The organism is Kitasatospora sp. NPDC028961, assembly GCF_055564815.1.
Genome location: NZ_JBVHVO010000043.1, coordinates 5015 through 26237, shown reverse-complemented (window position 1 = coordinate 26237; position 21223 = coordinate 5015). Strand labels below are relative to the sequence as shown.

Annotated in this window: 19 protein-coding genes; 13 read left to right on the top strand and 6 right to left on the bottom strand. The window is 74.8% G+C overall.

Annotation, left to right across the window (positions count from 1 at the left end; all coding sequences use genetic code 11):
* Positions 1-27: 27 nt before the first annotated feature.
* Entirely contained in the window at positions 28-819 is a 792-nt protein-coding gene (locus ACZ4UX_RS36035; protein WP_352289068.1) for a TIGR03089 family protein, read from the bottom strand.
* 104 nt (positions 820-923) lie between these two features.
* Here ACZ4UX_RS36035 and ACZ4UX_RS36030 point away from each other — a divergent pair, with 104 nt between their 5' ends.
* On the top strand, positions 924-2060 hold the full coding sequence (locus ACZ4UX_RS36030; protein WP_465709733.1) for a peptidoglycan recognition protein family protein: 1137 nt from the start codon (positions 924-926) through the stop codon (positions 2058-2060).
* A 17-nt stretch (positions 2061-2077) separates the two neighbouring features.
* On the opposite strand, the gene ACZ4UX_RS36025 is transcribed toward ACZ4UX_RS36030, so the two are convergent.
* Positions 2078-2569 carry an SgcJ/EcaC family oxidoreductase gene (locus ACZ4UX_RS36025; RefSeq protein ID WP_352289062.1) on the bottom strand — a complete coding sequence of 164 codons (492 nt, stop codon included), beginning with the start codon at positions 2567-2569 and terminating at the stop codon, positions 2078-2080.
* A gap of 6 nt (positions 2570-2575) precedes the next feature.
* Here ACZ4UX_RS36025 and ACZ4UX_RS36020 point away from each other — a divergent pair, with 6 nt between their 5' ends.
* Genes ACZ4UX_RS36020 through ACZ4UX_RS36010 form a run of 3 tightly spaced genes read left to right on the top strand, consistent with a single transcriptional unit; the run spans position 2576 to position 4272 of the window.
* Positions 2576-3556 carry a DNA-3-methyladenine glycosylase family protein gene (locus ACZ4UX_RS36020; RefSeq protein ID WP_465709732.1) on the top strand — a complete coding sequence of 327 codons (981 nt, stop codon included), beginning with the start codon at positions 2576-2578 and terminating at the stop codon, positions 3554-3556.
* A gap of 24 nt (positions 3557-3580) precedes the next feature.
* Entirely contained in the window at positions 3581-3829 is a 249-nt protein-coding gene (locus ACZ4UX_RS36015; protein WP_380390027.1) for a type II toxin-antitoxin system Phd/YefM family antitoxin, read from the top strand.
* Positions 3826-4272: a PIN domain-containing protein gene (locus ACZ4UX_RS36010; protein WP_465709731.1), complete on the top strand. Its 447-nt coding sequence runs from the start codon at positions 3826-3828 to the stop codon at positions 4270-4272. The genes ACZ4UX_RS36015 and ACZ4UX_RS36010 overlap by 4 nt, the downstream gene beginning before the upstream one ends.
* Before the next feature lie 3 nt (positions 4273-4275).
* On the opposite strand, the gene ACZ4UX_RS36005 is transcribed toward ACZ4UX_RS36010, so the two are convergent.
* The 3 genes from ACZ4UX_RS36005 to ACZ4UX_RS35995 form a co-directional block, all read right to left on the bottom strand.
* On the bottom strand, positions 4276-5568 hold the full coding sequence (locus ACZ4UX_RS36005) for a coenzyme F420-0:L-glutamate ligase (protein ID WP_465709730.1): 1293 nt from the start codon (positions 5566-5568) through the stop codon (positions 4276-4278).
* Positions 5565-6524, bottom strand: coding sequence for a 2-phospho-L-lactate transferase (gene cofD, locus ACZ4UX_RS36000; protein ID WP_329487925.1), 960 nt, complete (start codon positions 6522-6524; stop codon positions 5565-5567). Before cofD ends, ACZ4UX_RS36005 begins: the two co-directional genes overlap by 4 nt.
* A 64-nt stretch (positions 6525-6588) precedes the next feature.
* A complete protein-coding gene (locus ACZ4UX_RS35995) occupies positions 6589-7227 on the bottom strand; it encodes a cysteine dioxygenase (protein ID WP_465709729.1) in 639 nt (212 codons plus the stop codon).
* A 606-nt stretch (positions 7228-7833) separates the two neighbouring features.
* On the opposite strand from ACZ4UX_RS35995, the gene ACZ4UX_RS35990 reads away from it, so the two are divergent.
* From ACZ4UX_RS35990 to ACZ4UX_RS35980, 3 genes are all read left to right on the top strand, one after another.
* A complete protein-coding gene (locus tag ACZ4UX_RS35990) occupies positions 7834-8106 on the top strand; it encodes a WhiB family transcriptional regulator (protein WP_148644569.1) in 273 nt (90 codons plus the stop codon).
* Between the two features lie 226 nt (positions 8107-8332).
* A complete protein-coding gene (locus tag ACZ4UX_RS35985) occupies positions 8333-12208 on the top strand; it encodes a glycosyltransferase family 2 protein (RefSeq protein WP_465709728.1) in 3876 nt (1291 codons plus the stop codon).
* A 6-nt stretch (positions 12209-12214) separates the two neighbouring features.
* A complete protein-coding gene (locus ACZ4UX_RS35980; protein WP_465709727.1) occupies positions 12215-13921 on the top strand; it encodes a DUF5719 family protein in 1707 nt (568 codons plus the stop codon).
* A 54-nt stretch (positions 13922-13975) separates the two neighbouring features.
* Here ACZ4UX_RS35980 and ACZ4UX_RS35975 read toward each other — a convergent pair whose 3' ends face one another.
* Positions 13976-14428 carry a metallopeptidase family protein gene (locus ACZ4UX_RS35975; RefSeq protein ID WP_329487921.1) on the bottom strand — a complete coding sequence of 151 codons (453 nt, stop codon included), beginning with the start codon at positions 14426-14428 and terminating at the stop codon, positions 13976-13978.
* Between the two features lie 162 nt (positions 14429-14590).
* On the opposite strand from ACZ4UX_RS35975, the gene ACZ4UX_RS35970 reads away from it, so the two are divergent.
* From ACZ4UX_RS35970 to ahcY, 6 genes are all read left to right on the top strand, one after another.
* On the top strand, positions 14591-14956 hold the full coding sequence (locus ACZ4UX_RS35970) for a DUF3499 domain-containing protein (RefSeq protein WP_329487920.1): 366 nt from the start codon (positions 14591-14593) through the stop codon (positions 14954-14956).
* A 163-nt stretch (positions 14957-15119) separates the two neighbouring features.
* Positions 15120-16505 carry a phosphomannomutase/phosphoglucomutase gene (locus ACZ4UX_RS35965; protein ID WP_352289032.1) on the top strand — a complete coding sequence of 462 codons (1386 nt, stop codon included), beginning with the start codon at positions 15120-15122 and terminating at the stop codon, positions 16503-16505.
* A gap of 148 nt (positions 16506-16653) precedes the next feature.
* Complete coding sequence (locus ACZ4UX_RS35960; protein ID WP_329487918.1) at positions 16654-16836, top strand: Trm112 family protein; 183 nt, start codon at positions 16654-16656, stop codon at positions 16834-16836.
* Between the two features lie 87 nt (positions 16837-16923).
* The gene (locus ACZ4UX_RS35955) at positions 16924-18174 is read left to right on the top strand and encodes an SIS domain-containing protein (RefSeq protein ID WP_329487917.1); all 1251 of its coding nucleotides are present in this window, start codon (positions 16924-16926) and stop codon (positions 18172-18174) included.
* A gap of 180 nt (positions 18175-18354) precedes the next feature.
* On the top strand, positions 18355-19329 hold the full coding sequence (locus ACZ4UX_RS35950; RefSeq protein WP_359810220.1) for a cation diffusion facilitator family transporter: 975 nt from the start codon (positions 18355-18357) through the stop codon (positions 19327-19329).
* A gap of 318 nt (positions 19330-19647) precedes the next feature.
* Positions 19648-21096, top strand: a complete 1449-nt coding sequence (ahcY, locus tag ACZ4UX_RS35945) for an adenosylhomocysteinase (RefSeq protein ID WP_329487915.1) — start codon at positions 19648-19650, stop codon at positions 21094-21096.
* The last annotated feature ends 127 nt before the right edge of the window (positions 21097-21223 follow it).

Here is a 21223-nt window from a genome sequence, read left to right as displayed (position 1 = left end):
GCCTACCCGCCGGGCCGGAGCCGGGGGTTAGCCGAGGCGCAGTGTCACCCGTTCGGACTCGGTCCGCTTCTCCCACTGCTCGGCGCTCAGGCCCTCCGAGTTGCGGCAGAGCACCACCGAGGCGCCGGCCGCCAGCGGTGCCAGCAGACCGGCCTCCAGGCCCGCCCAGTCCTGGTACGAGAGGGTGGAGAGCACCCGGTCGCCGGCCGTGATGCCGAGCCGGGCCGCGCCCTCCCGGGCCAGCTGGACGGTCTGGTCGCCGGTCAGCTTCAGCGGCAGGCCGTCGATGCCGGTCTCCAGCGCGGGCGCGTCCGGGGTGACGGGGGAGTACGGCGCGAAGCGGTCGCCCTGGCCGGGCACCTCGGCGGCGTAGTCGAGGAAGCCGTCCGGGCGCTGGGGGAACCGGCCGCCCAGCGGACGCAGGGCGAGGGCCACCCGTTCGCCCTCGCAGGCCTGGGCGGCCTCCAGGCCGTCCGGTCCGCTGACCACCAGGTCGGCGTCGGCCGGGTCGCCGGCCGGCACCGCCGTCACACCGACCGACCAGCAGGCGAGCAGCCAGACGGCGCTCTGCCAGTGGGCGGGCAGCAGGAGGGCGGCGCGGTCACCCGGACCGGCGTTCAGCTCGTCCTGGAGCAGGTTGGCGGTCTTGGCCACCCAGTTGTCGAAGGTCCGGGCGGAGAGTTCCACCCGTTCGCCGGTGGCGTCGTCGTAGAAGGTGACCAGCGGAGCCGCGGGGTCGACTGAGGGAGTGCCACCTCGCAGGAATGCGTGCAGCAGCTCGACAGGGGTTCGGGCATCGGCAGCGAAAGGCGCAGTCATGGTGCGCCCCAGCCTACGGCCTTCGGGTGGGCGACCGGGAGGGGTGGCGGACCCTGCGCGAGGTGGCATGGCGGGTGCGGTGTTTTGCCCTGAACATCCCTTTTATGAGTATCTCTTTGCCGGCCGCCGCACTCGCCGGCTGCACCGCCGTCCTGCTCCTCCAGCCCGTCCCGGCCGCGGCCGCCGCCGATCCCGCCCAGCAGCGCCGCACCTCGGCCGGCGGCGGCTCGGTCACCTCGCTGCCGCTGGGCGCCGACCGCGCCCTGGCGCCGCGCGCCACCCGCCCCTTCGAACTGCTCGGCGTCGGCTGGAACGGCCCCGCCCGCTCGCTCGACGGCGGCTCCGTCCGGGTCCGCACCAGGGACGCCGCCACCCACGTCTGGGGCGACTGGCACGTGCTGGAGGCGGACGGCGAGGACGGACCGGACACCCCGGGCGGCGGAGCGACGGCGCCGCTCTGGACCGGTCCGAGCGACGGCGTGGCGGTCCAGGTCACCGCCGGCCCCCGCGGCCTGCCGGACGGCCTGCGGCTCGACCTGGTCGACCCCGGGCAGGGCGCCGCCGGGGCCGCCGGCCGGACGCTGCCCGCCGAACCGCCGGACGGGCGCCGGGCCGCCCGGCCCGCCGTCGTCACCCGGGCCGGCTGGGGCGCCGACGAGTCCCTCCGGGACCCGCAGGTCGAGTACACCGGGCCGGTCCGGGTGGTCTTCGTCCACCACACCGCGACCGCCACCGAGTACGACTGCGCCGACGCGCCCCGGATGATCAGGGCGATCTACGAGTACCACGTGCGGAGCAACGGCTGGCGGGACATCGGCTACAACTTCCTGGTCGACCGCTGCGGCACCCTCTACGAGGGCCGGGCCGGCGGTGTCGAGCTCGCGGTGCACGGCGCGCACACCCTGGGCTTCAACACCGACTCGGCGGGCGTCGCGGTGCTCGGCACCTTCGTCACCGACACCCCGCCGCCGGCCGTACCGGACGGGCTCGCCCGGCTCGCCGCCTGGAAGCTCGGGCTGGCCGGCCAGGACGCCGGCGGCCGCACCCAGCTGGTCTCCGGCGCCGACGGCACCCGCTACCCCAAGGGCACCACCGCGACCTTCGACGCCGTCTCCGGCCACCGCGACGCGGTCGCCACCGAGTGCCCCGGCGCCACCCTCTACCCGCTGCTCCCCGCCGTCCGCACCCAGGCGGCCGCGCTGCAGAGCGCCGCCCGCCCGGCGGCCCCCTGGGCACGCTGAACCCGCGAGCCCGGGGCCTACACCGGGCCGGGGCCCCGGGGGAGCAGCGCCCGCAGCTCGGCGGTCAGCGCCCGCGCGACGTCCGGCCGCAGGTCGTACCGGGCCGGAGTGTTCTGCAGCAGCGCGATCCGCCAGCCCGCGCCCGCGTTGACGGCGATCACCGTCTGCAGGGCGTTCAGGCCGGGATCGAGGTCCTCGGCGTCGTCCGGCACCAGGCCGGCGACGGCGTCCAGCTCGGCCACCCCCGGGCCGAGCGCCCGGATCCGCCGCACCTTGGCGACGTACTCGGGGGTGGCGTGGTCCGCGAAGATCCGCCCCAGTTCGGCGGCGATCACCGACCGCCCCGCGTACCTCGTTCCGTCGAATCCGACCATCTCCCCGTCCTCGGCGAACGGTCCGGCGCACGCCGCGCCGTCCCGCAGGTTCCACCCGTCCAGGGTCCGGTGGTAGAGCGCCCGCACCGCGCCCTCGTCCGCGTGGGACAGCTCCGGCAGCCGCGTATCGTTCATATCCCCATGGTCGGCGAAGGCGGTGGAGCCGGACAGCGGAGGAGGCGCGGGGCGGTGTCGGACGAGGCGGCGACCGGTGCGCGGGTGCGCCTCTGGCGCCCGGGCTTCCCGCTGGACGTGGCCCGCACCCTGCTGCCGCTGCGGCGCGGGCCGGCCGACCCGGCCTACCGGACCACCGGTGACGGCGCGGTCTGGCGGGCCTCCCGCACCCCGGCCGGCATCGGCACGCTGCGGGTACTGGCCAGGCCGGCCGCCGGCGAGGTCGAGGCGCGGGCCTGGGGCCCGGGGGCGGCGTGGCTGCTGGACCGGCTGCCCGTGCTGCTCGGCGCCGAGGACGACCCGGCCGCCCTGGTGCTGCCGCCCGGCCCGCTGCGGGAGGCCCAGCGGCGTGCGGCCGGCGTGCGGCTCACCCGGACCGGGCTGGTGCTGGAGTCGCTGGTGCCCGCGATCCTGGAGCAGAAGGTGACCACCGACGAGGCGTACCGGGCCTGGCGGACGCTGCTGCGCGACTTCGGCACCCCGGCGCCCGGCCCGGCCGAGGGCATGCGGGTGGCGCCGTCGGCCCGCGAGTGGGCGCTCGTCCCCAGCTGGGAGTGGCACCGCGCGGGGGTGGACCCGAAGCGCTCCGCCACCGTGGTGCGCGCCGTCCGGCTGGCCGCCCGGCTGGAGGAGGCCTCGGCGATGGACCACGCCGAGGCGTTCGCCCGGCTGACCTCCGTGCCCGGCATCGGGATCTGGACGGCCGCCGAGACCCTGCAGCGCAGCAACGGCGACCCGGACGCGGTCTCGGTCGGCGACTACCACCTCCCCAACCTGGTCGGTTGGGCCCTGGCCGGCCGCCCCCGCAGCGACGACACCCAGATGCTGGCCCTGCTGGAGCCCTACCGCCCGCACCGCCACCGCCTCTGCCGCCTGCTGCTGAGCACCGGCACCCACGCCCCGCGCTACGGCCCCCGGCTGACCCCCAACGACCACCGGCGGCGGTGAACTACGGCGTAGTACATTGGCGGCATGGAAGCAACCATGCGGGAGCTGAACCAGCAGACGGCCAGAGTGATAGGAGCCGTCGAACGCGGAGAGACCGTCACGGTCACCAAGGACGGCCGCCACGTGGCCACGATCGTGCCGCCGGAGCGCGCCGAGCCCGTGTACCCGTTCAGGACCGACCCGATGGGTGACGAGGTGGACGACATGCCGTCGTTCGAGGGCCACCGGGTCCTGGACGACCTCGACCGGCACATGGAAGGGTTCGGCGCGTGACAGAGGTCGCGGTCGTGGGCGACACCGGCGCGTTGCTCGCGTGCTACTCCCGTGCGGAGCGCGAGCACGCGGCGTGCCAGGCGGCGCTGCGTACGGTCGGGCACCTGGTCATCTCACCCCTGGTGCTCGCCGAACTGGACTACCTGGCCACCAAGGCGCTCGGCGCGGATGCGGCGATGCGCATTCTCGACGACGTGATCGACAAGTGTGCCGTGGGGCGCTTCGAGGTCCCGGAGGTCGCGTCCCACCTCAGTGCCGCCCGGGTCGTGATGCGCCGTTACCCGGCGTTGAACATGGGGCTGACGGACGCGATCAACGTCGCGCTGGCGGCCGGGTTCCGGACCGCGGCGGTGCTGACCGTCGATCGCCGGCACTTCCGTGCGATCAGGCCGCTGACGAACCACGAGTCCTTCCGGCTGCTGCCGGACGACCTGGGGTACTGACCCCTACCGCACCTCGACGAAGGCGTCCGCGCCGCGGGCCGGGCGGTCGCGGGGCGGTTCGGCGGGGCGGCCGACCGCGACGGCGCCCATCGGGTCCCAGCCGGCCGGCAGGTCGAGGGCCGCGCGCACGGTGTCGCGGCAGAACATGGTGGACGAGACCCAGGCCGTGCCGTAGCCCTCGCCGGCCAGGGTGACCAGCAGGTTCTGCACGGCGGCGCCGATGGCGACGGTGAACATCTCGCGTTCGGCGGCGGCGCGGCGCGCGTCGGGGTAGTCGTGCGAGCCGTCCATCACCAGGCAGGGGACGACGAGGTAGGGCGCGTCGCGCAGGACGTCGCCGCGGGCGGTGCGCCGGGCGATCAGCGCGTCGTCCCAGCCGTCCAGCTCGCGCAGGTCGCGCTGCCAGGCGGCGAGCATCGCGTCCAGCAGCCGGGTGCGGACCGCGGCCGACTCCAGCAGGACGAACCGCCAGGGCGTGGTGTGGTGCGGGGCGGGCGCGGTGACGGCGGCGGCGACGGCGCGGCGGACGGCGCCCGGGTCGACCGGTTCGGGGGTGAACGCGCGGATGGTGCGGCGCAGGGTGACGGCCTGCCGGACCGCCTCGGAGGTGCCGAGCCGGAACATGTCGTCCGCGGCGGCGCGCACCAGCGGGCGGGTGCCCGCGCCGTCCTCGGCGGTGACCAGGTGGCCGAGGCCCCGGACCACGGCGACCGGGGTGCCGGTGGACTTGCCCTTGACCAGGTCGGCGGCGGCGGCGAGTTCGTCGGCGGTGGCGGTGACGGTCATCGCCAGTTCGTTGCCGTGGCTGTCGGTGCGGCCGCGGTGGTCCTCCAGGACGGGCAGTCCGGCGGCGCCGATCGCGACATCGGTGAGGCCGTTGCGCCAGGGCCGGCCGAAGGTGTCGGTGACGACGACGGCCAGCCGCAGCCCCGTCAGCTGCTGGAGGCGGGCGCGCAGCGCGCGGGCGGAGGCGTCCGGGTCCTCGGGCAGCAGCAGCACGGTGCCGGCGGCGGTGTTGGAGGCGTCCACCCCGGCGGCGGCCATCACCAGGCCGTTGCGGTTCTCGACGATCCGGACCGGGCCGCGCCGGGCGACCACCCGGACGGTCTCGGCGTCGATCGCGGCCTCGCGGTCGGTGGCCCGCAGCACCCGGCCCTCGGCCTTGCTGACGATCTTCGAGGTGACGAGCAGGATGTCGCCGTCCTGGTACGTCCCGGCCTTGGCGATCAGCGCGGCGAGGTCGGCGCCGGCGTCGATCTCGGGCAGGCCCGGGACGGGCAGGACGTGCAGGGTCACGCCCGCACCAGCTCGGCGAGCGCCAGCGCGGCCCGGGCCATCTCGGCGGTGGCCGCGACGTCCGTCATCAGCAGCGGTACGGCCCGGCAGGCGATCCCGCCGGCCTCGACCGCGCCGACCGAGGCCTCGTCGGCGGTGTCCACCAGCCAGCCGTCCAGCAGGTCGGCGCCGTAGTCCAGGGCGACCGCCGCCGCGGTCGCCTCGACGCCGACGGCGGCCAGCACCTTGTCGGCCATGCCGCGGACCGGGGCCCCGCCGATGATCGGGGAGAGCCCGACCACCGGCGCCGCGGCGGCGGCCACCGCGGCCCGGATGCCGGGCACGGCGAGGATGGTGCCGATCGAGACCACCGGGTTGGACGGCGGGAACAGGATGACGTCGGCGGCGGCGATGGCCTCCAGCACACCGGGCGCGGGCTTGGCGGTGTCCGCGCCGACCGGGACGATCGCCTCGGCGTCGACGGCGGCGTGCAGCCGGACCCAGTACTCCTGGAAGTGGATGGCCCGGGTGCCGTCCGCGTCGGTGATCCGCACGTGGGTCTCGACCCGGTCGTCGCTCATCGGCAGCAGCCGCACGCCCGGCTGCCAGCGCACGCAGAGCGCCTCGGTGACCTGGCTGAGGGTGTACCCGGCGGTGAGCATCTGGCTGCGGACGAGGTGGGTGGCGAAGTCGCGGTCGCCGAGCCCGAACCACTCGGGCCCGACGCCGTACTCCTTCATCTCGGCCTTGATCGACCAGGTCTCGTCGGTGCGGCCCCAGCCCTGCTCCTCGTTGATGCCGCCGCCGAGGGTGTACATCACGGTGTCGAGGTCGGGGCAGACCTTCAGGCCGTAGAGGTGGATGTCGTCGCCGGTGTTGCCGATGACGGTGATCTCGTCCTGCGGGCCGAGGGCCTCCTTGAGTCCGCGCAGGAAGCGCGCCCCACCGATTCCGCCTGCCAGTGCCACGATGCGCATGCGCCCATCCTGCCACGGCCCGACTGGCCGTCAGCCCGGTCCGCGGGCCGCCGCCCGCCCGTCGTCAGTGGGCCTCGGCCTGCTCCTGCGGGTGCTGCTCGGGGACGGTGGCGCCGCCGCCGTACTGGTTCATCTCGGTCAGCCCGGGCGTGTAGAGGTGGATGGAGACGGCGGGCTCCAGCGCGCCGTTGACCACCTCGTGCAGGTACCCGGAGGAGAACACCCGCTGCCCGCCCGGGCGCAGGGTGCGGGCACCCTCGCCCGCGTGCGTGAGGGAGCGCTCGATCAGCTCGCCCCGGACGACGCTCATCACCCCGGAGGAGACGCCGTGGTCGTGGAAGCCGCTGCTCTGGCCGGGCAGCCAGCTGAGCAGCCAGACCTCGTAGCCGGGGCCGGTCTCCAGCCGGGCGTACCAGCGGGTGAGCGCGTCGTAGCGGACCAGCGGCTCCCAGCGGGCGCGGTCGGCGGCGATCTCGCGGACCAGCCGGGCGTAGCCGGCGACGGTGGTGGGGTGGCCGGGCAGGTCGGTGCGGGCCAGATGGGGGAAGGCCAGCGGGTCGCCGGCGATGGAGACGTCGCTCAGTCCGTCGGCCCAGCCGCGGGCGGGCCGGGCGGCCGCCGGGGGAGGCGTGGTGGGCGCGAGGCCACGGCGGGTGAGCTTGTTGCGGTCGCGGTTCCGCTTGCGGATGCGGTTCATGCGCACGGGAGTCGTCCTCGGAGTACGGCTGGTTCGACAGGGATCAGCCGGATCCGGGATGTCCTGGGGCGGGAATCGCGGGCGGCCTCTGTGCTTCCTGGGCGGCGCGCGGTGGGACAGCGGGCGCCTAGATACAGGAACAGAGGCGACAACAGGGGTTCACGGCACGACGGAGCGCGGAACCGCTCCGGGGGCGAGTGAACTCTGACATGTGGGAAAGGAGACCGCATCGAGCGCTCCGGTGTCAACTCATGAGCCGGGGCAATCGGGCGGGATAGACCATGAACTACCCGATGGGGTGATAAATCACCCTCTAGGTTTCGATGAGAAGATCGCCGGGAAGGCAGGCCGATGACCGACCTGTGACGATGACTGCGCGTCACGTGGTGGAGGGTTGCAAGGGTTCGACGGGATCCGGGCTGTTAGTCCGATGTGTCCAGATATGTACACTATTCGTAACGGCTTGGTGCCGGGGAGTGAATCCTGGCCCCAATACCAGAGCTCGGCTTGACTGGGCCAGAGTGACGCAACTGTAATTTCTCTCGTGTCGTCCGCCGCACGAGGCAACGGCAACCACGGGGACGCCAAATAGGGGCAGAGGAGGCGCGCCACATGAGCGAGCTCTTTGAGCTGTTGATCGGTGACGGCATCGAGGAGGAGGAAGAAGAACTCGGTTGGCAGGAGCGCGCGCTGTGCGCCCAGACCGACCCCGAGTCCTTCTTCCCGGAGAAGGGCGGCTCCACCCGCGAGGCCAAGAAGGTCTGCCTCGCCTGCGAGGTCCGCTCCGAGTGCCTGGAGTACGCCCTCGCCAACGACGAGCGGTTCGGCATCTGGGGCGGCCTCTCCGAGCGCGAGCGCCGTCGGCTCAAGAAGAGCGCGGTCTGACCGGGGCGGCCCCTGGCCCTGCTGACCCTCCGACAACCGCACAGCTCGACGGGCGCCTCACCGCGACGGTGGGGCGCTTCCGTGTTTCCGGGCCCTTGCGGGGCCCGGTGCGCACAGCTCCTCCACGGCCCGCGGACGGCGGCGCCATCCGGAGCCGTTAGTGTGGTGCGCCATCCGGTTGCCGTTCACCGGCTGTGTCCACCGAGAACTGGGGCCCGCGCACTCGATGACCGTCTACAGCCACCAGAGCGGCTTCACCGCTGCCAGGCCGCCCGCCTATCCGCGCCACCTGGTCACCGCGGTGATCGTCTCGCACGACGGGGCCCGCTGGCTGCCACAGGCCCTCGCCGGCCTGCTCGGCCAGGACCGTCAGGTCCAGCGGGTGCTCGCCGTCGACACCGGCTCCACCGACAGCTCCCCGCAGTTGCTCGCCGACACCCTCGCCGACTGGCTCCCGGAGAGCGGCCCGATCGTCCTCGGCCGCCGGGCCGGCTTCGGCACCGCCGTCGGCGAGGCCGTCTTCAACAGCCCGCCGCTGCGCCCCGAGGACCTCCCCTACCGGCTCGACCCGTCCGGCTACGACCCGGTCACCGGCGGCTGGGACGACTTCGGCGACCCGCTCGGCCACGAGGACGACCTCGGCCGCGGCGGCCCCCGGGAGACCCAGCCGGTCGAGTGGCTCTGGTTGCTGCACGACGACTGCGAGCCGCAGACCGACGCGCTGCGCCGCCTCCTCCAGGTCGCCGACTCCACCCCCAGCGCCGCCGTCGTCGGCCCCAAGCTGCGCAGCTGGTACGACCGCCGCCAGCTGCTGGAGGTGGGCGTCACCATCGCCCGCTCCGGCCGCCGCTGGACCGGCCTCGACCGCCGCGAGCAGGACCAGGGCCAGCACGACCAGGTCCGCCCGGTGCTCGCCGTCTCCACCGCCGGCATGCTGGTCCGCCGCGACGTCTTCGAGGAGCTCGGCGGCTTCGACCGGGCGCTGCCGCTGATGCGCGACGACACCGACTTCTGCTGGCGGGTCAACGCCGCCGGCCACCGCGTCGTGGTCGCCCCCGACGCCGTGCTGCGGCACGCCGAGGCGGCCAGCCGCGAGCGCCGCGCGATCGACTGCGGCCCCTCCCACCCGCACCGGCTGGACAAGGCCGGCGCCGTCTACACCCTGCTCGCCAACTCCAAGGGCGCGCTCTTCCCCTACGTCCTGCTGCGGCTGGTGCTCGGCACCCTGCTGCGGGTGGTCACCAACCTGCTCGGCAAGGACCCGAAGCAGGCCTTCGACGAACTCGCCGGTCTCGGCCACGAACTGCTCCGGCTGCCCCGGCTGCTGGCGGCCCGCAAACGCCGGGCCCGGCTGCGGGCCGCCGACGCCCTGGACGACCGCTCGCTCTTCCCGGCGCCCGGAGCCACCGCCCGGCTCGCCGTCGAGGGCGTGATCGGCTCGCTCGGCATAGGGGGCGGCGACGACTCCGGGGCCGGCCGGCACGGCTCGGTCGAGGCCGGCCCGGGCGACGAGGACTCCGAGGACCTGGTCGTCGAGCAGTTCACGCTGATCAAGAAGCTGGCCCGCCGCCCGGCGCCGGTCCTGTTCGCCGCGCTGCTGGTCTTCGCGCTGGTCGCCTGCCGCGGCCTGTTCGGCGCCGGCGCGCTGTTCGGCGGCGCGCTGCTGCCCGCCACCGGCGGCGCGGGCGGCCTCTGGTCGATGTACGCGGACGCCTGGCACCCCGTCGGCACCGGCTCCACCGCGGCGGCGCCGCCGTACCTCGCGGTGCTGTCGGTGCTCTCCTGGGCGCTGTTCGACCACGCCGACCTCGCGGTCACCCTGCTGGTCGTCCTCGCCGTGCCGCTCGCCGCCGTCAGCGCCTACCTGGTCTCCCGGCCGCTGCTCGACTCCAAGCTGGTCCGTGCCTGGGCCAGCGCCACCTACGCCCTGCTGCCCGCGGCCACCGGCGCGCTCGCCCAGGGCCGGATCGGCACCGCCGTCCTCGCCGTCCTGCTGCCGCCGCTGGCCCGCGCGGCCGCGATCTCCGCCGGCCTCGGCATCCGCGCCGAGAGCGCCGCCAAGGGCGCCCGGCCCGGCTGGCGCCCGGTCTGGATGACCGTCCTGCTGCTCACCCTCGCCACCGCCTTCGTGCCGCTGGCGTGGGCGCTGGCCGTGCCGCTCTGCCTGGCCGTGCTCGCCGCCGCCGTGGTGCGCGGCGGGGCGTTCGGCTCCGGCGGGGCCGCGCTGCGGCTGCTCGGGCTGCGCGTGCTGGTGATCCTCGGCGCGCCGGTGCTGGTGCTCGCGCCCTGGTCGCTGCAGGTGCTCTCGCACCCCCAGCTGCTGCTGCTGGAGGCCGGTCTGCCCGGTCTGCACGGCGGCGGCGCGAACGCCGTCGGCCTGCTGCTGGTCAACCCGGGCGGCGCCGGAGTGCCGCCGGTCTGGCTCTCGGCGGGCGTGGTGCTCGCCGCGCTGGCCGCGCTGCTGCGCGCCGACCGCCGCCGCGCGGTGCTCGCCGCCTGGGGCGCCGCCGGCGCCGGCCTGGTCTTCGCGGTCGCGGTGGCGGGCACCTCGGTGACCCCCGCCTCCGGCGGCCCGGCCGTGCCCGCGTGGGCCGGCCCGGCCTCGCTGCTCGCCGGCATCGCCCTGCTGGCCGCCGCCGCGATCGGCGCCGACGGCGCCAACGCCCGGGTGGCCGGCATCGCCTTCGGCTGGCGCCAGCCGGTCGCCGCCCTGGTGGTGGCCGCCGCGGTGCTCGCTCCGCTGGGCACCGGCGTCTGGTGGGCCGTCACCGGGGCCGACGGCCCGCTGCACCGGGCCCCGGCCGCCCAGGTGCCCGCGTTCATCGCCGAGGAGGCCGGTACCAGCGACCGGGCCCGCACCCTGGTCGTCACCGGCGACCCGAAGGGCGGCTCGGTCCGCTACACCCTGGTGCGCGGCGCCGGGGTGACGCTCGGCCAGGCCGAGTCCACCGTGGACCCGGCCACCGGCACCACCGAGCGCCTCGACAAGGTGGTCGGCAGCCTGCTGGCCGGCTCCGGAGCCGACCAGGCCGAGGCGCTGTCCGACTACGGCATCGCCTACGTGCTGGTCGACCAGCCGCTGATCGGCGCCTTCAAGGACGTCCTGGACACCACCCCGGGCCTGGTCAAGGCCAACCAGGACGGCGGCACCGCGCTCTGGCAGGTCAACGGCACGCCCGCGACCCGCGCCCTGATCACCGCCCCCGGCACCACCCCCGTGGCGGTGCCGTCCGGCGAGCGCGACCTCGACACCGCCGTTCCGGCCGGTCCCGAGGGCCGGGTGCTGCGCCTCGCCGAGGCGGCCGGCCCCGAGTGGAAGGCGACCCTCGACGGCACCGCGCTGGAGGCCACCACCGTCGACGGCTGGGCGCAGGGCTTCAAGCTCCCGGCCGCCGCCGGCAAGCTGGTGGTCACCCGTGAGGGCGGCCTGCTGCACACCGGCTGGATCTGGGCCCAGCTGCTGCTCGGCCTGACCGTCCTGGTGCTGGCGCTGCCCGGCCGCCGCAACCACAAGGACGACGACCTGCCCGAGGAGGTCGTCGCCGCCGCCGCGCTGGCGGCCGCCGCCCAGGCGCAGGCGCCCGCCCCCGGCAGCCGCCGGGCCCGCCGGATGGCCGAACGCGGCGAGGGCGGCGACGGGGACGGCGAGGGCGGCGTGTACGAGGGCCGGCCGGGCGCGATCCCGCCGCAGCCCGCCGGCGACCCGCCGGTCGAGGCGGTCCAGGCGGCCGCGGCCGTCCAGGAGGCCGAGCAGTACGCCGACCCGTACCAGACGTACCAGCAGGCCGACCCGTACAGCTACGGCTCCTACCCGGCCCAGCAGCCGACCGCCGCGCCGTACGGCGGCGGCCAGGAGTACGGCGGCGACGGGTACCAGCAGCAGGCCTACCCGCAGGGCGGCCAGCAGGGCTACGACCCGTACCAGCAGGACCAGCAGTACGGCGGCTACGACCCCTACCAGCAGGACGGGCAGCAGCCGTGGGTGCCGGGGCAGCCGCAGGGCGAGCCCTACTACGACCCGAACGATCCGAATGACCCCAACAACCCCAACAACCCCAACGGGCCGGGCCGGTACCCGCACCACCACGGATCGGGGAGCTGACCCGCGATGAAGAAGCCCGCCTTCCCGAAGAAGTCCAAGGGCCGGACCGGCTCCGGGGCACCGGACGAGGCCGCGTTCGCCGCGGCCGGCCCCACGGGGTCGTCCGGAGGGACGAAGACGACCCAGTCGCTGCTGGCCGCCGCCGCGGTGCTCGCCGTGGTGTTCGGGGTCGCCCAGGTGCGCCCGCCGGCCACCGCGGCCGGCCCGGACCAGGGCGGCGCCGCGACCTCGGCGCAGGTCGAGCGGACCGCCCTGGTCTGCCCGCAGCCGCTCCAGGGCCTGACCGGCTCGACCACCCTCACCGCCTACACCCCGCCCGGCACCGGCACCGGTGGCGACGCGGCCGCCGGAGTCGGCTGGGTCGCCGACGCGGCGGCGCCCGCCACCGCGCCCTCGGCCCCCGCCGCCCCGGCCCCCGCCGCCCCGGCGCCCTCCGCTCCCGCGCCCTCCGCCCCGGCGGCCGCCGCCTCCACCGCGCCGGTCGCGGCCAAGGACACCGCGCCCGGCGACGCCCGGCTGAACCTGACCAAGCCGGGCGCCCCCGTGGTCGCCCCCGCCGCCAACAGCGACAACGCCCCCGGGACCGGCGCGGTCGCCACCGGCGCCCTCGCGCCCGGCTTCACCGTGACCCAGACCACCACCGTCACCGAGCAGCGCGGCCAGGGCCTCTCCGGCCTCACCTGCACCCCGGCCGGTACCAGCTTCTGGTTCGCCGGCGCCAGCACCGCGGGCGACCGGGTCGACTACGTCAGCCTGGTCAACACCGAGGCCACCGCGGCCGTGGTCGACATCAAGCTGTACGGCGACAAGGGCCTGATCGAGAACGACGCCGCCAACGGCATCACCGTCGCCCCCGGCAGCTCGCAGTCGGTCCTGCTGCCCACCATCAGCAAGGGCCAGGTCGCCGACCTCGCGGTGCACGTCGTCGCCCGCAGCGGCCGGGTCGGCGCCGCCGTGCACGCCGCCGACGGCAGCAAGGGCGCCGACTGGGTGCCCGCCTCGGCCGCCCCGGCGCCCGTCCAGGTGCTCCCGGGCCTGCCCGCCGACACCGCCAACGCCCACCTGGTGGTCTGGGCTCCGCCGGAGGACGACGCGGACCTGAAGATCCAGCTCTCCGGCAAGAACGGCCTGTTCACCCCGGCCGGCAACGAGTCGATCCACGTCAAGGCGGGCATGGTGGCCGCCGTCGACCTCGGCAAGGTCACCCGGGACGAGGTGGCCGGCCTGCGCCTGTCCCCCACGGACGACAAGCACCCCACCCCGGTGGTGGCCGGCCTGCGGATCGACCGGGTGGGCCAGAACGGCAAGTCCGACGCCGCCTGGCTGACCGGGACCGCCCCGGTCGGCGCCCGCGGCACGGTGGCCGACAACCGCGGCGGCGGCCCGACCACGCTCTTCCTCACCTCCACCGGTGAGGCCGCCAAGGTCAAGGTCACCGCCTCGGCCGGCAGCGGCGGGGGCACCCCGGTCAGCAAGGACGTCGAGCTGCCCGCCGGCGGCACGGTCGCCGTCCCGGCGCCCGAGCCCACCGGTCTGAACGGCGCCTTCGCGCTGACCGTGGAGACCGTCTCCGGCGGCCCCGTCGTCGCCGCCCGGATGCTGGCGATCCCGACCAAGGACGTCCCGATGTTCACCGTCCAGGCGCTCCGAGACGACCGCAGCAGCGTCAAGGTCCCGCGGGCCGCCCAGGACCCGGCGGTCGTGCTCCGCTGACGCCATGACGGAGGGGCGGTACCCGGCACCGGGTACCGCCCCTCCGTCGTCGGGTCATTCCTCGTCGTAGCGCGGGTCGATGGCGTCCGGCGACAACCCCAGCAGCTCCGCCACCTGCTCGATCAGGATCTCGTGCACCAGGGCGGCGCGATCCTCCCGCGACTTCGCCCGGATCTCCACCGGCCGGCGGTACACCACGATCTGGCTCTTGCGCCCCTGCCGGCCCGGCGACACCTGCCCCAGCGGCACCCCGCCGTCCGTGTCCGGTCCCTGTGCCTCGCGCAGCGGGACCTCCTGGACGGCGAACTCCACTTCGATCAGCTGGGGCCAACGCCGTTCGAGACGCTCCACCGACTCGCGCACGTAGTCGTCGAACAACTCGGAGCGGGTGAGCGAGATCGGCACCTGCGGAGGCGCCAGCGGGCCGCGCAGACCCCTGCCGTGCCGGTCGCGGTGGCGCGGGCGGCGCGAAGGTCCCGTCGATGACTGCGGTGCAGAGCTGTCCATATCACTGCCGAGGGTAGTCCTTGGACGGTCGGAAGTGGACCACCTCGACAGCGAACGGCCAGGGCGGCGGGTGCACGGACGGGCGCGCGGAGCGCGACACGGCACGCCCTCCGGACAGGCGGTCTTCGCTCCCCGGCGAGGAGTGCGGTACCGTCCACCCTCGTGAGCTCTGTACGTCGTTGTTCGCGGACCGCGTGCGGCCGACCGGCCGTCGCGACGCTGACGTACGTCTACGCGGACTCCACCGCCGTCCTCGGCCCGCTCGCCACCTACGCCGAGCCGCACTGCTACGACCTGTGCGCCGAGCACGCCGAGCGCCTCACCGCCCCGCGCGGCTGGGAGGTCGTCCGGCTCGCCGCCGAGGCCGGCCCGCTGCGCCGCAGCAGCGACGACCTCGAAGCGCTCGCCAACGCCGTCCGCGAGGCCGCCCGCCCGCAGACCCCCCGTCAGGGTCGAGGCCCCGACGGCGAGTCCACCGAGGCCGGCCGCCGCGGCCACCTGCGCGTGCTGCGCTCGCCCGACAACTGACGGCCCGCCCCGCCCGCACCGGGCGAGGAGCGGCCACCCGGCCCCGGTACGCTGCCCGTCTACCGCCCGCCCGACGGCGCGGTGCCCCGACGTATCGTGACCCGGGGGCGGCCGGCCGCCCCGGGAAGCACACCGATCAGACAGAGACCAGGGTGGAGCCGCAGTGCGCGACCTCAAGCAGCTCGTGAAGGCGTACGACGTTCGAGGCGTCGTCCCGGACCAGTGGGACGAGAGCCTCGCGCGGGCCTTCGGCGCCGCGTTCGTGCAGGTCACCGGAGCGTCCTCGATCGTCACCGGCCACGACATGCGGCCGTCCTCCCCGTCGCTGAGCCGGGCCTTCGCCGAGGGCGCCGCCGCCTACGGCGCCGACGTGGTCGAGATCGGCCTCTGCTCGACCGACCAGCTGTACTACGCCAGCGGCAAGCTCGACCTGCCCGGCGCGATGTTCACCGCCAGCCACAACCCGGCGCAGTACAACGGCATCAAGCTCTGCCGGGCCGGCGCCGCCCCGGTCGGCCAGGACACCGGCCTCGCCGACATCCGCGAGCTGGTCGAGTCCTGGACCGGCGAGGACGACACGGTCACCGTGCCCGTGCGCGACGTCAAGCCCGGCGCGCTGTCCGCCCAGGACACCCTGCGCGGCTACGCCGACCACCTGCTCGGCCTGGTCGACCTGACCGCGATCCGCCCGCTCAAGGTCGCCGTCGACGCCGGCAACGGGATGGGCGGCCACACCGTGCCGACCGTTTTCGACGGCCTGCCGATCGAGCTCGTCCCGATGTACTTCGAGCTGGACGGCACCTTCCCCAACCACGAGGCCAACCCGCTCGACCCGAAGAACCTCGTCGACCTGCAGGCCAAGGTCCGCGAGGTCGGCGCCGACCTCGGGCTCGCCTTCGACGGCGACGCCGACCGCTGCTTCGTGGTCGACGAGCGCGGCGAGCCGGTCTCCCCGTCCGCCATCACCGCCCTGGTCGCGGTCCGCGAGATCGCCCGGGCCAAGGCGGCCGGCGAGGACGAGCCGACCGTCATCCACAACCTGATCACCTCCTGGACCGTTCCCGAGGTGGTCCGCGAGCTCGGCGGCAAGCCGGTCCGCACCCGGGTCGGCCACTCCTTCATCAAGCAGGAGATGGCCGTCACCGACGCGGTCTTCGGCGGCGAGCACTCCGCGCACTACTACTTCCGCGACTTCTGGCGCGCCGACACCGGCATGCTGGCCGCGCTGCACGTGCTGGCCGCCCTCGGCGGGCAGGACGGCACGCTCTCCGCGCTCACCGCCGAGTACGACCGCTACGCCGCCTCCGGCGAGATCAACAGCACCGTCGCCGACCAGGCCGACCGCTCCGCCGCCGTCCGCGCCGCGTACGCCGGCCTGGAGGGCACCACCGTGGACGAGCTGGACGGCCTCACCGTCGCCGGGCCGGACTGGTGGTTCAACCTGCGCGCCTCCAACACCGAGCCGCTGCTGCGCCTCAACGTCGAGGCCAAGGACCCGGCGCGGATGGCGGAGCTGCGCGACGGCGTGCTCGCCATCGTCCGCGGCTGACACCCGCCCGACGTACGCCCCGGCGGGCGTCCCGAGGCGTGCGCCCGACGCACGCGCCTGACGCACGCCGCCTGTGCCCCGGCCGGTAGGGTTTCCTCCTGGCCGGGGCACCGCCGTGCCACCCCCGAGATCTGGAGCCCGACACCCCATGAAGCTCGAATCCTTCCTGCTGGAGATCCTGGTCTGCCCGCAGTGCCGGGCCGCGCTCACCGAAGGCGGCAGCGAGGAGCACCCCGAGCTGCTCTGCACCGGTGAGGGCTGCGGCCTCGCCTACCCCGTCCGGGACGGCATTCCGGTCCTGCTGGTGGACGAGGCCCGCCGCCCGGCCTGATCCTTGGGGCCAAGACCCGCAGGGGGTACGGACCCGTACCCGCCCCCGCCACCCCCAGCGCCCTGCCAGCAGCCGGAGGCCCGCCGCATGCTCGACGACACCCTGCTCGACGACCCGGCCGCCCTCCAGCGCGCCGACCGCGACCGCGCGCTGCTGGCCCTGGCCGGCGCCGGCGCACGGGTCCGCACCGCCCTGCGGCTCGCCGACGCGGCCGGCCTGGACCGGCTGCGCCCCGACGGCCGACCGCGCGCCGTGCTGGTGGCGGGCCACGGCAGCGCGCTGACGGCGGGCGAGATCCTCGCCGCGCTGGCCGGCACCGCCAGCCTGATCGCGCCGCTGCCGCCCACCGACGCGGCGGCGCCGCCGCGCACCGACCGGGCCAGCGCGCCGCCGGTGTTCGCCGACGGGCTGGCCTGGCAGCTCCCGGGCTGGGCCGGACCGCTCGACCTGCTGGTGATCAGCTCCGCCGACGGCGGCGAGCAGGGCCTGGTCGCCCTCGCCGAACAGGCCTACGCGCGCGGCTGCGCCATCGTCGTCACCGCTCCCGCCGGCAGCCGGCTGGCCGAGGCCGCCCTCCAGGTCCGCGCGCTGCCGCTGCCCTACGTGCCGTCCAACCTGCCCGACGACGGCACGCCCCCGGCCGGGCCGGGGGCCGAGCCCGACCTCCCGGCCGAGGACCCGGCAGCGCTCTGGGCCCACCTCGCCCCGCTGCTGGCGCTGGCCCAGAAGCTGGGCGTCACCCAGCTGCCCTACGACGCGCCGGCCGCCACCGCGGACCTGCTGGACGAGGCCGCCGTGCGTTGCCGGCCGGACGCGGCCGCGTACACCAACCCCGCCAAGAGCCTGGCCGCCCGGCTGGCCGGTACCGTGCCGCTGCTCTGGGCCGAGGGGCCGGTGGCCGGCGCGGCCGCCGCCCGGTTCACCACCCAGCTCGCCGAGCGGGCCGGCCGCCCGGCGCCGGCCGGCCTGCTGCCGCAGGTGCTGACCGCGCACCGCGGCATGTTCGCCGGTCAGCTCGGCGCGGGGGCCGACCCCGACGACTTCTTCCGCGACCGGGTCGACGAGCCCGACCCGCTGCACCTCCAGGTGCTGGTGCTCCGGCACCTCCCGGGCACGCCGGCCCCCGGCGAGGAGGACCGGGGCCCGGCCGAGGTGCCGGCCGACGACGAGCGTCCGCGCAGCTACCCGGTCACCCGGGGACAGCGGCTGGCCGCCGCCCACGACGTCCGGCTCACCGAGTACGCCACCACCCGGCCCGACCCGCTGCACGCGCTGGCCGACCTGATCGCGCTGACCGACTTCGCCGCCGTCTACCTGGGGCTCGCGGCGCAGTCCTGAGGCCGCGGCGCGGCGCCCTCCCGGGCCGGGGCCGTGGCGCCGTCCCGGGACCGCGGCGCGGCGGCCCGGTACCGTATGCGCTCGACGGACTCGGCCGGGGCGCGACCCGGCGGAGGCAGCACCCGACAGAGCAGAGCGCGGGCCGCCCGAGCGGCCCCCGGCGGAGGGATCCACACCGGCATGAGCACCGAAGGCGGTACCAAGGCCCTGGTCGCGGCCCTGGCGGCGAACCTGGGCATCGCGGTCAGCAAGTTCGTGGCCTTCGCGTTCTCCGGCTCCTCCTCGATGCTGGCCGAGGGCGTCCACTCGCTGGCCGACTCGGGCAACCAGGTGCTGCTGCTGGTCGGCGGCAAGCGCTCGCAGCGGGCGGCCACCCAGGAGCACCCGTTCGGCTACGGGCGCGAGCGCTACATCTACGCGTTCCTGGTCTCCATCGTGCTGTTCAGCGTCGGTGGCATGTTCGCCGTCTACGAGGGCTACGAGAAGATCGCCCACCCGCACGAGCTGGACAACTGGTACTGGCCGATCGGCGTGCTGGTGCTGGCGGTCGGGCTGGAGGCGTGGTCCTTCTTCACCGCCTACCGCGAGGCCGTCAAGGACAAGGGCGCGCACGGCTGGCCCGCCTACATCCGCCGGGCCAAGGCGCCGGAGCTGCCGGTCGTCCTGCTGGAGGACACCGGCGCGCTGATCGGTCTGGTGCTGGCGCTCTTCGGCGTCGGCCTGACCGTGATCACCGGGGACGGCGTCTGGGACGGTATCGGCACCCTGGCGATCGGCCTGCTGCTGATCGTGATCGCCCTCGTGCTGGCGTCGGAGACCAGGTCGCTGCTGATCGGCGAGTCCGCCCACCCGGAGGTGGTGGCCGAGATCCGCGACGCGCTGGTCGACCACGACTCCGTCACCCGCGTGATCCACATGCGGACCCTGCACCTCGGCCCGGAGGAACTGCTGGTCGCCGCCAAGATCGCGGTCAACGCGGAGGACTCCGCCGCGCAGGTGGCGCAGGCCATCGACGCCGCCGAGATCCGCGTCCGCCGGGCCGTCCCGATCGCCCGGGCGATCTACCTGGAGCCCGACGTGTACAGCGCCGAGAAGGAGGCGCAGGGCGACGACCCGTACGCCACGCCCGGTGGACCGGTGCCCGGCGCGCACTGAGCACCCGCACCCCCGGGGCGGCGGTGCGCAGGCCGAAAACGGTCATAGCGAGCCGCCGTCCGGGGCCGCCGGTGTAGATTCGTCACCAGAGCCAGAACGTCGCTGCTGATGGCGGTCGATCGGTGGTCCGTCCCCTGGGGGCGCGTACCGGTCGAGGGAGAGAGGTCCTCCGACGGTTTGTGCTGAGCAGCAGGGAACCGGTCCCGCCGCGGATCCGGTGGCCCCGGCGTTGCCGCGCACCCGTGCGTCCCCGCCGTGCCGCGACGCACACCCAGGACCTTTGGCCTTGCCCCATCCCCATCAGCGAGGAGCAGACGCATGTCGACCGACATCACCGGTGACTTCAAGGTCGCCGACCTTTCCCTGGCGCCGTTCGGCCGCAAGGAGATCCAGCTGGCCGAGCACGAGATGCCCGGCCTGATGACGATCCGCGCCGAGTACGCCGCCTCGCAGCCGCTCGCCGGCGCCCGCATCACCGGCTCGCTGCACATGACCGTGCAGACCGCCGTGCTGATCGAGACCCTCACCGCCCTCGGTGCCGAGGTCCGCTGGTGCTCCTGCAACATCTTCTCCACCCAGGACCACGCCGCCGCCGCCATCGCGGTCGGCCCGGAGGGCACCCCCGAGAACCCGCAGGGTGTGCCGGTCTTCGCCTGGAAGGGCGAGACGCTGGACGAGTACTGGTGGTGCACCGAGCAGGCGCTGACCTGGCCGAACGGCCAGACCCCGAACATGATCCTGGACGACGGCGGCGACGCCACCCTGCTGATCCACAAGGGTGTCGAGTTCGAGAAGGCCGGCTCCGCGCCGGACCCGTCGACCGCGGACAACGACGAGTTCCGGATCATCCTGGAGCTGCTCAACCGCACCCTGGTCGAGACCCCGAACAAGTGGACCGAGGTCGCTGCCACCATCAAGGGCGTGACCGAGGAGACCACCACCGGTGTCCACCGCCTGTACGAGATGCACCGCGACGGCAAGCTGCTGTTCCCGGCGATCAACGTCAACGACTCGGTCACCAAGTCGAAGTTCGACAACAAGTACGGCTGCCGCCACTCGCTGATCGACGGCATCAACCGTGCCACCGACGTGCTGATCGGCGGCAAGGTCGCCGTCGTCGCCGGCTACGGCGACGTGGGCAAGGGCTGCGCCGAGTCGCTGCGCGGCCAGGGCGCCCGCGTCATCGTCACCGAGATCGACCCGATCTGCGCGCTCCAGGCGGCGATGGACGGCTACCAGGTCGCGACCCTGGACGACGTCGTGGAGACGGCCGACATCTTCATCACGACGACCGGCAACAAGGACATCATCATGGCCTCGCACATGGCCCGGATGAAGCACCAGGCCATCGTCGGCAACATCGGCCACTTCGACAACGAGATCGACATGGCCGGCCTGGCCCAGCTGCCGGGTGTCGTGAAGACCGAGGTCAAGCCGCAGGTCCACGAGTGGCGCAAGGAGGACGGCCGCACCATCATCGTCCTCTCCGAGGGCCGCCTGCTGAACCTGGGCAACGCGACCGGCCACCCGTCGTTCGTGATGTCCAACTCCTTCGCCAACCAGACGATCGCGCAGATCGAGCTGTTCACGAAGACCGAGCAGTACCCGATCGGCGTCTACGTGCTGCCGAAGCACCTGGACGAGAAGGTCGCCCGTCTGCACCTCGACGCGCTGGGCGTGAAGCTGACCACCCTGACCAAGGACCAGGCCGACTACATCGGCGTCCCGGTCGAGGGCCCGTACAAGGCGGACCAGTACCGCTACTGATCAGGTGACACGGCCGTGGGGGGGGGCCCCCCCCTGGGGGGCCGGTCACGGGGAGGTCTGGGCGCAGTGGAGCAAGAAGGGGGGCGTCCCAGCGGCCTTTTTTTGGCCCCAAGAACCTATTCTTCTC

Bases quoted from the DNA above. Each gene is read 5' to 3' on its own strand.
- ACZ4UX_RS36035 (WP_352289068.1), bottom strand. From the start codon at position 819: ATGACTGCGCCTTTCGCTGCCGATGCCCGAACCCCTGTCGAGCTGCTG.
- ACZ4UX_RS36030 (WP_465709733.1), top strand. From the start codon at position 924: ATGAGTATCTCTTTGCCGGCCGCCGCACTCGCCGGCTGCACCGCCGTC.
- ACZ4UX_RS36025 (WP_352289062.1), bottom strand. From the start codon at position 2,569: ATGAACGATACGCGGCTGCCGGAGCTGTCCCACGCGGACGAGGGCGCG.
- ACZ4UX_RS36020 (WP_465709732.1), top strand. From the start codon at position 2,576: ATGGTCGGCGAAGGCGGTGGAGCCGGACAGCGGAGGAGGCGCGGGGCG.
- ACZ4UX_RS36015 (WP_380390027.1), top strand. From the start codon at position 3,581: ATGGAAGCAACCATGCGGGAGCTGAACCAGCAGACGGCCAGAGTGATA.
- cofD (WP_329487925.1), bottom strand. From the start codon at position 6,524: ATGCGCATCGTGGCACTGGCAGGCGGAATCGGTGGGGCGCGCTTCCTG.
- ACZ4UX_RS35990 (WP_148644569.1), top strand. From the start codon at position 7,834: ATGAGCGAGCTCTTTGAGCTGTTGATCGGTGACGGCATCGAGGAGGAG.
- ACZ4UX_RS35985 (WP_465709728.1), top strand. From the start codon at position 8,333: ATGACCGTCTACAGCCACCAGAGCGGCTTCACCGCTGCCAGGCCGCCC.
- ACZ4UX_RS35980 (WP_465709727.1), top strand. From the start codon at position 12,215: ATGAAGAAGCCCGCCTTCCCGAAGAAGTCCAAGGGCCGGACCGGCTCC.
- ACZ4UX_RS35975 (WP_329487921.1), bottom strand. From the start codon at position 14,428: ATGGACAGCTCTGCACCGCAGTCATCGACGGGACCTTCGCGCCGCCCG.
- ACZ4UX_RS35960 (WP_329487918.1), top strand. From the start codon at position 16,654: ATGAAGCTCGAATCCTTCCTGCTGGAGATCCTGGTCTGCCCGCAGTGC.
- ACZ4UX_RS35955 (WP_329487917.1), top strand. From the start codon at position 16,924: ATGCTCGACGACACCCTGCTCGACGACCCGGCCGCCCTCCAGCGCGCC.
- ACZ4UX_RS35950 (WP_359810220.1), top strand. From the start codon at position 18,355: ATGAGCACCGAAGGCGGTACCAAGGCCCTGGTCGCGGCCCTGGCGGCG.
- ahcY (WP_329487915.1), top strand. From the start codon at position 19,648: ATGTCGACCGACATCACCGGTGACTTCAAGGTCGCCGACCTTTCCCTG.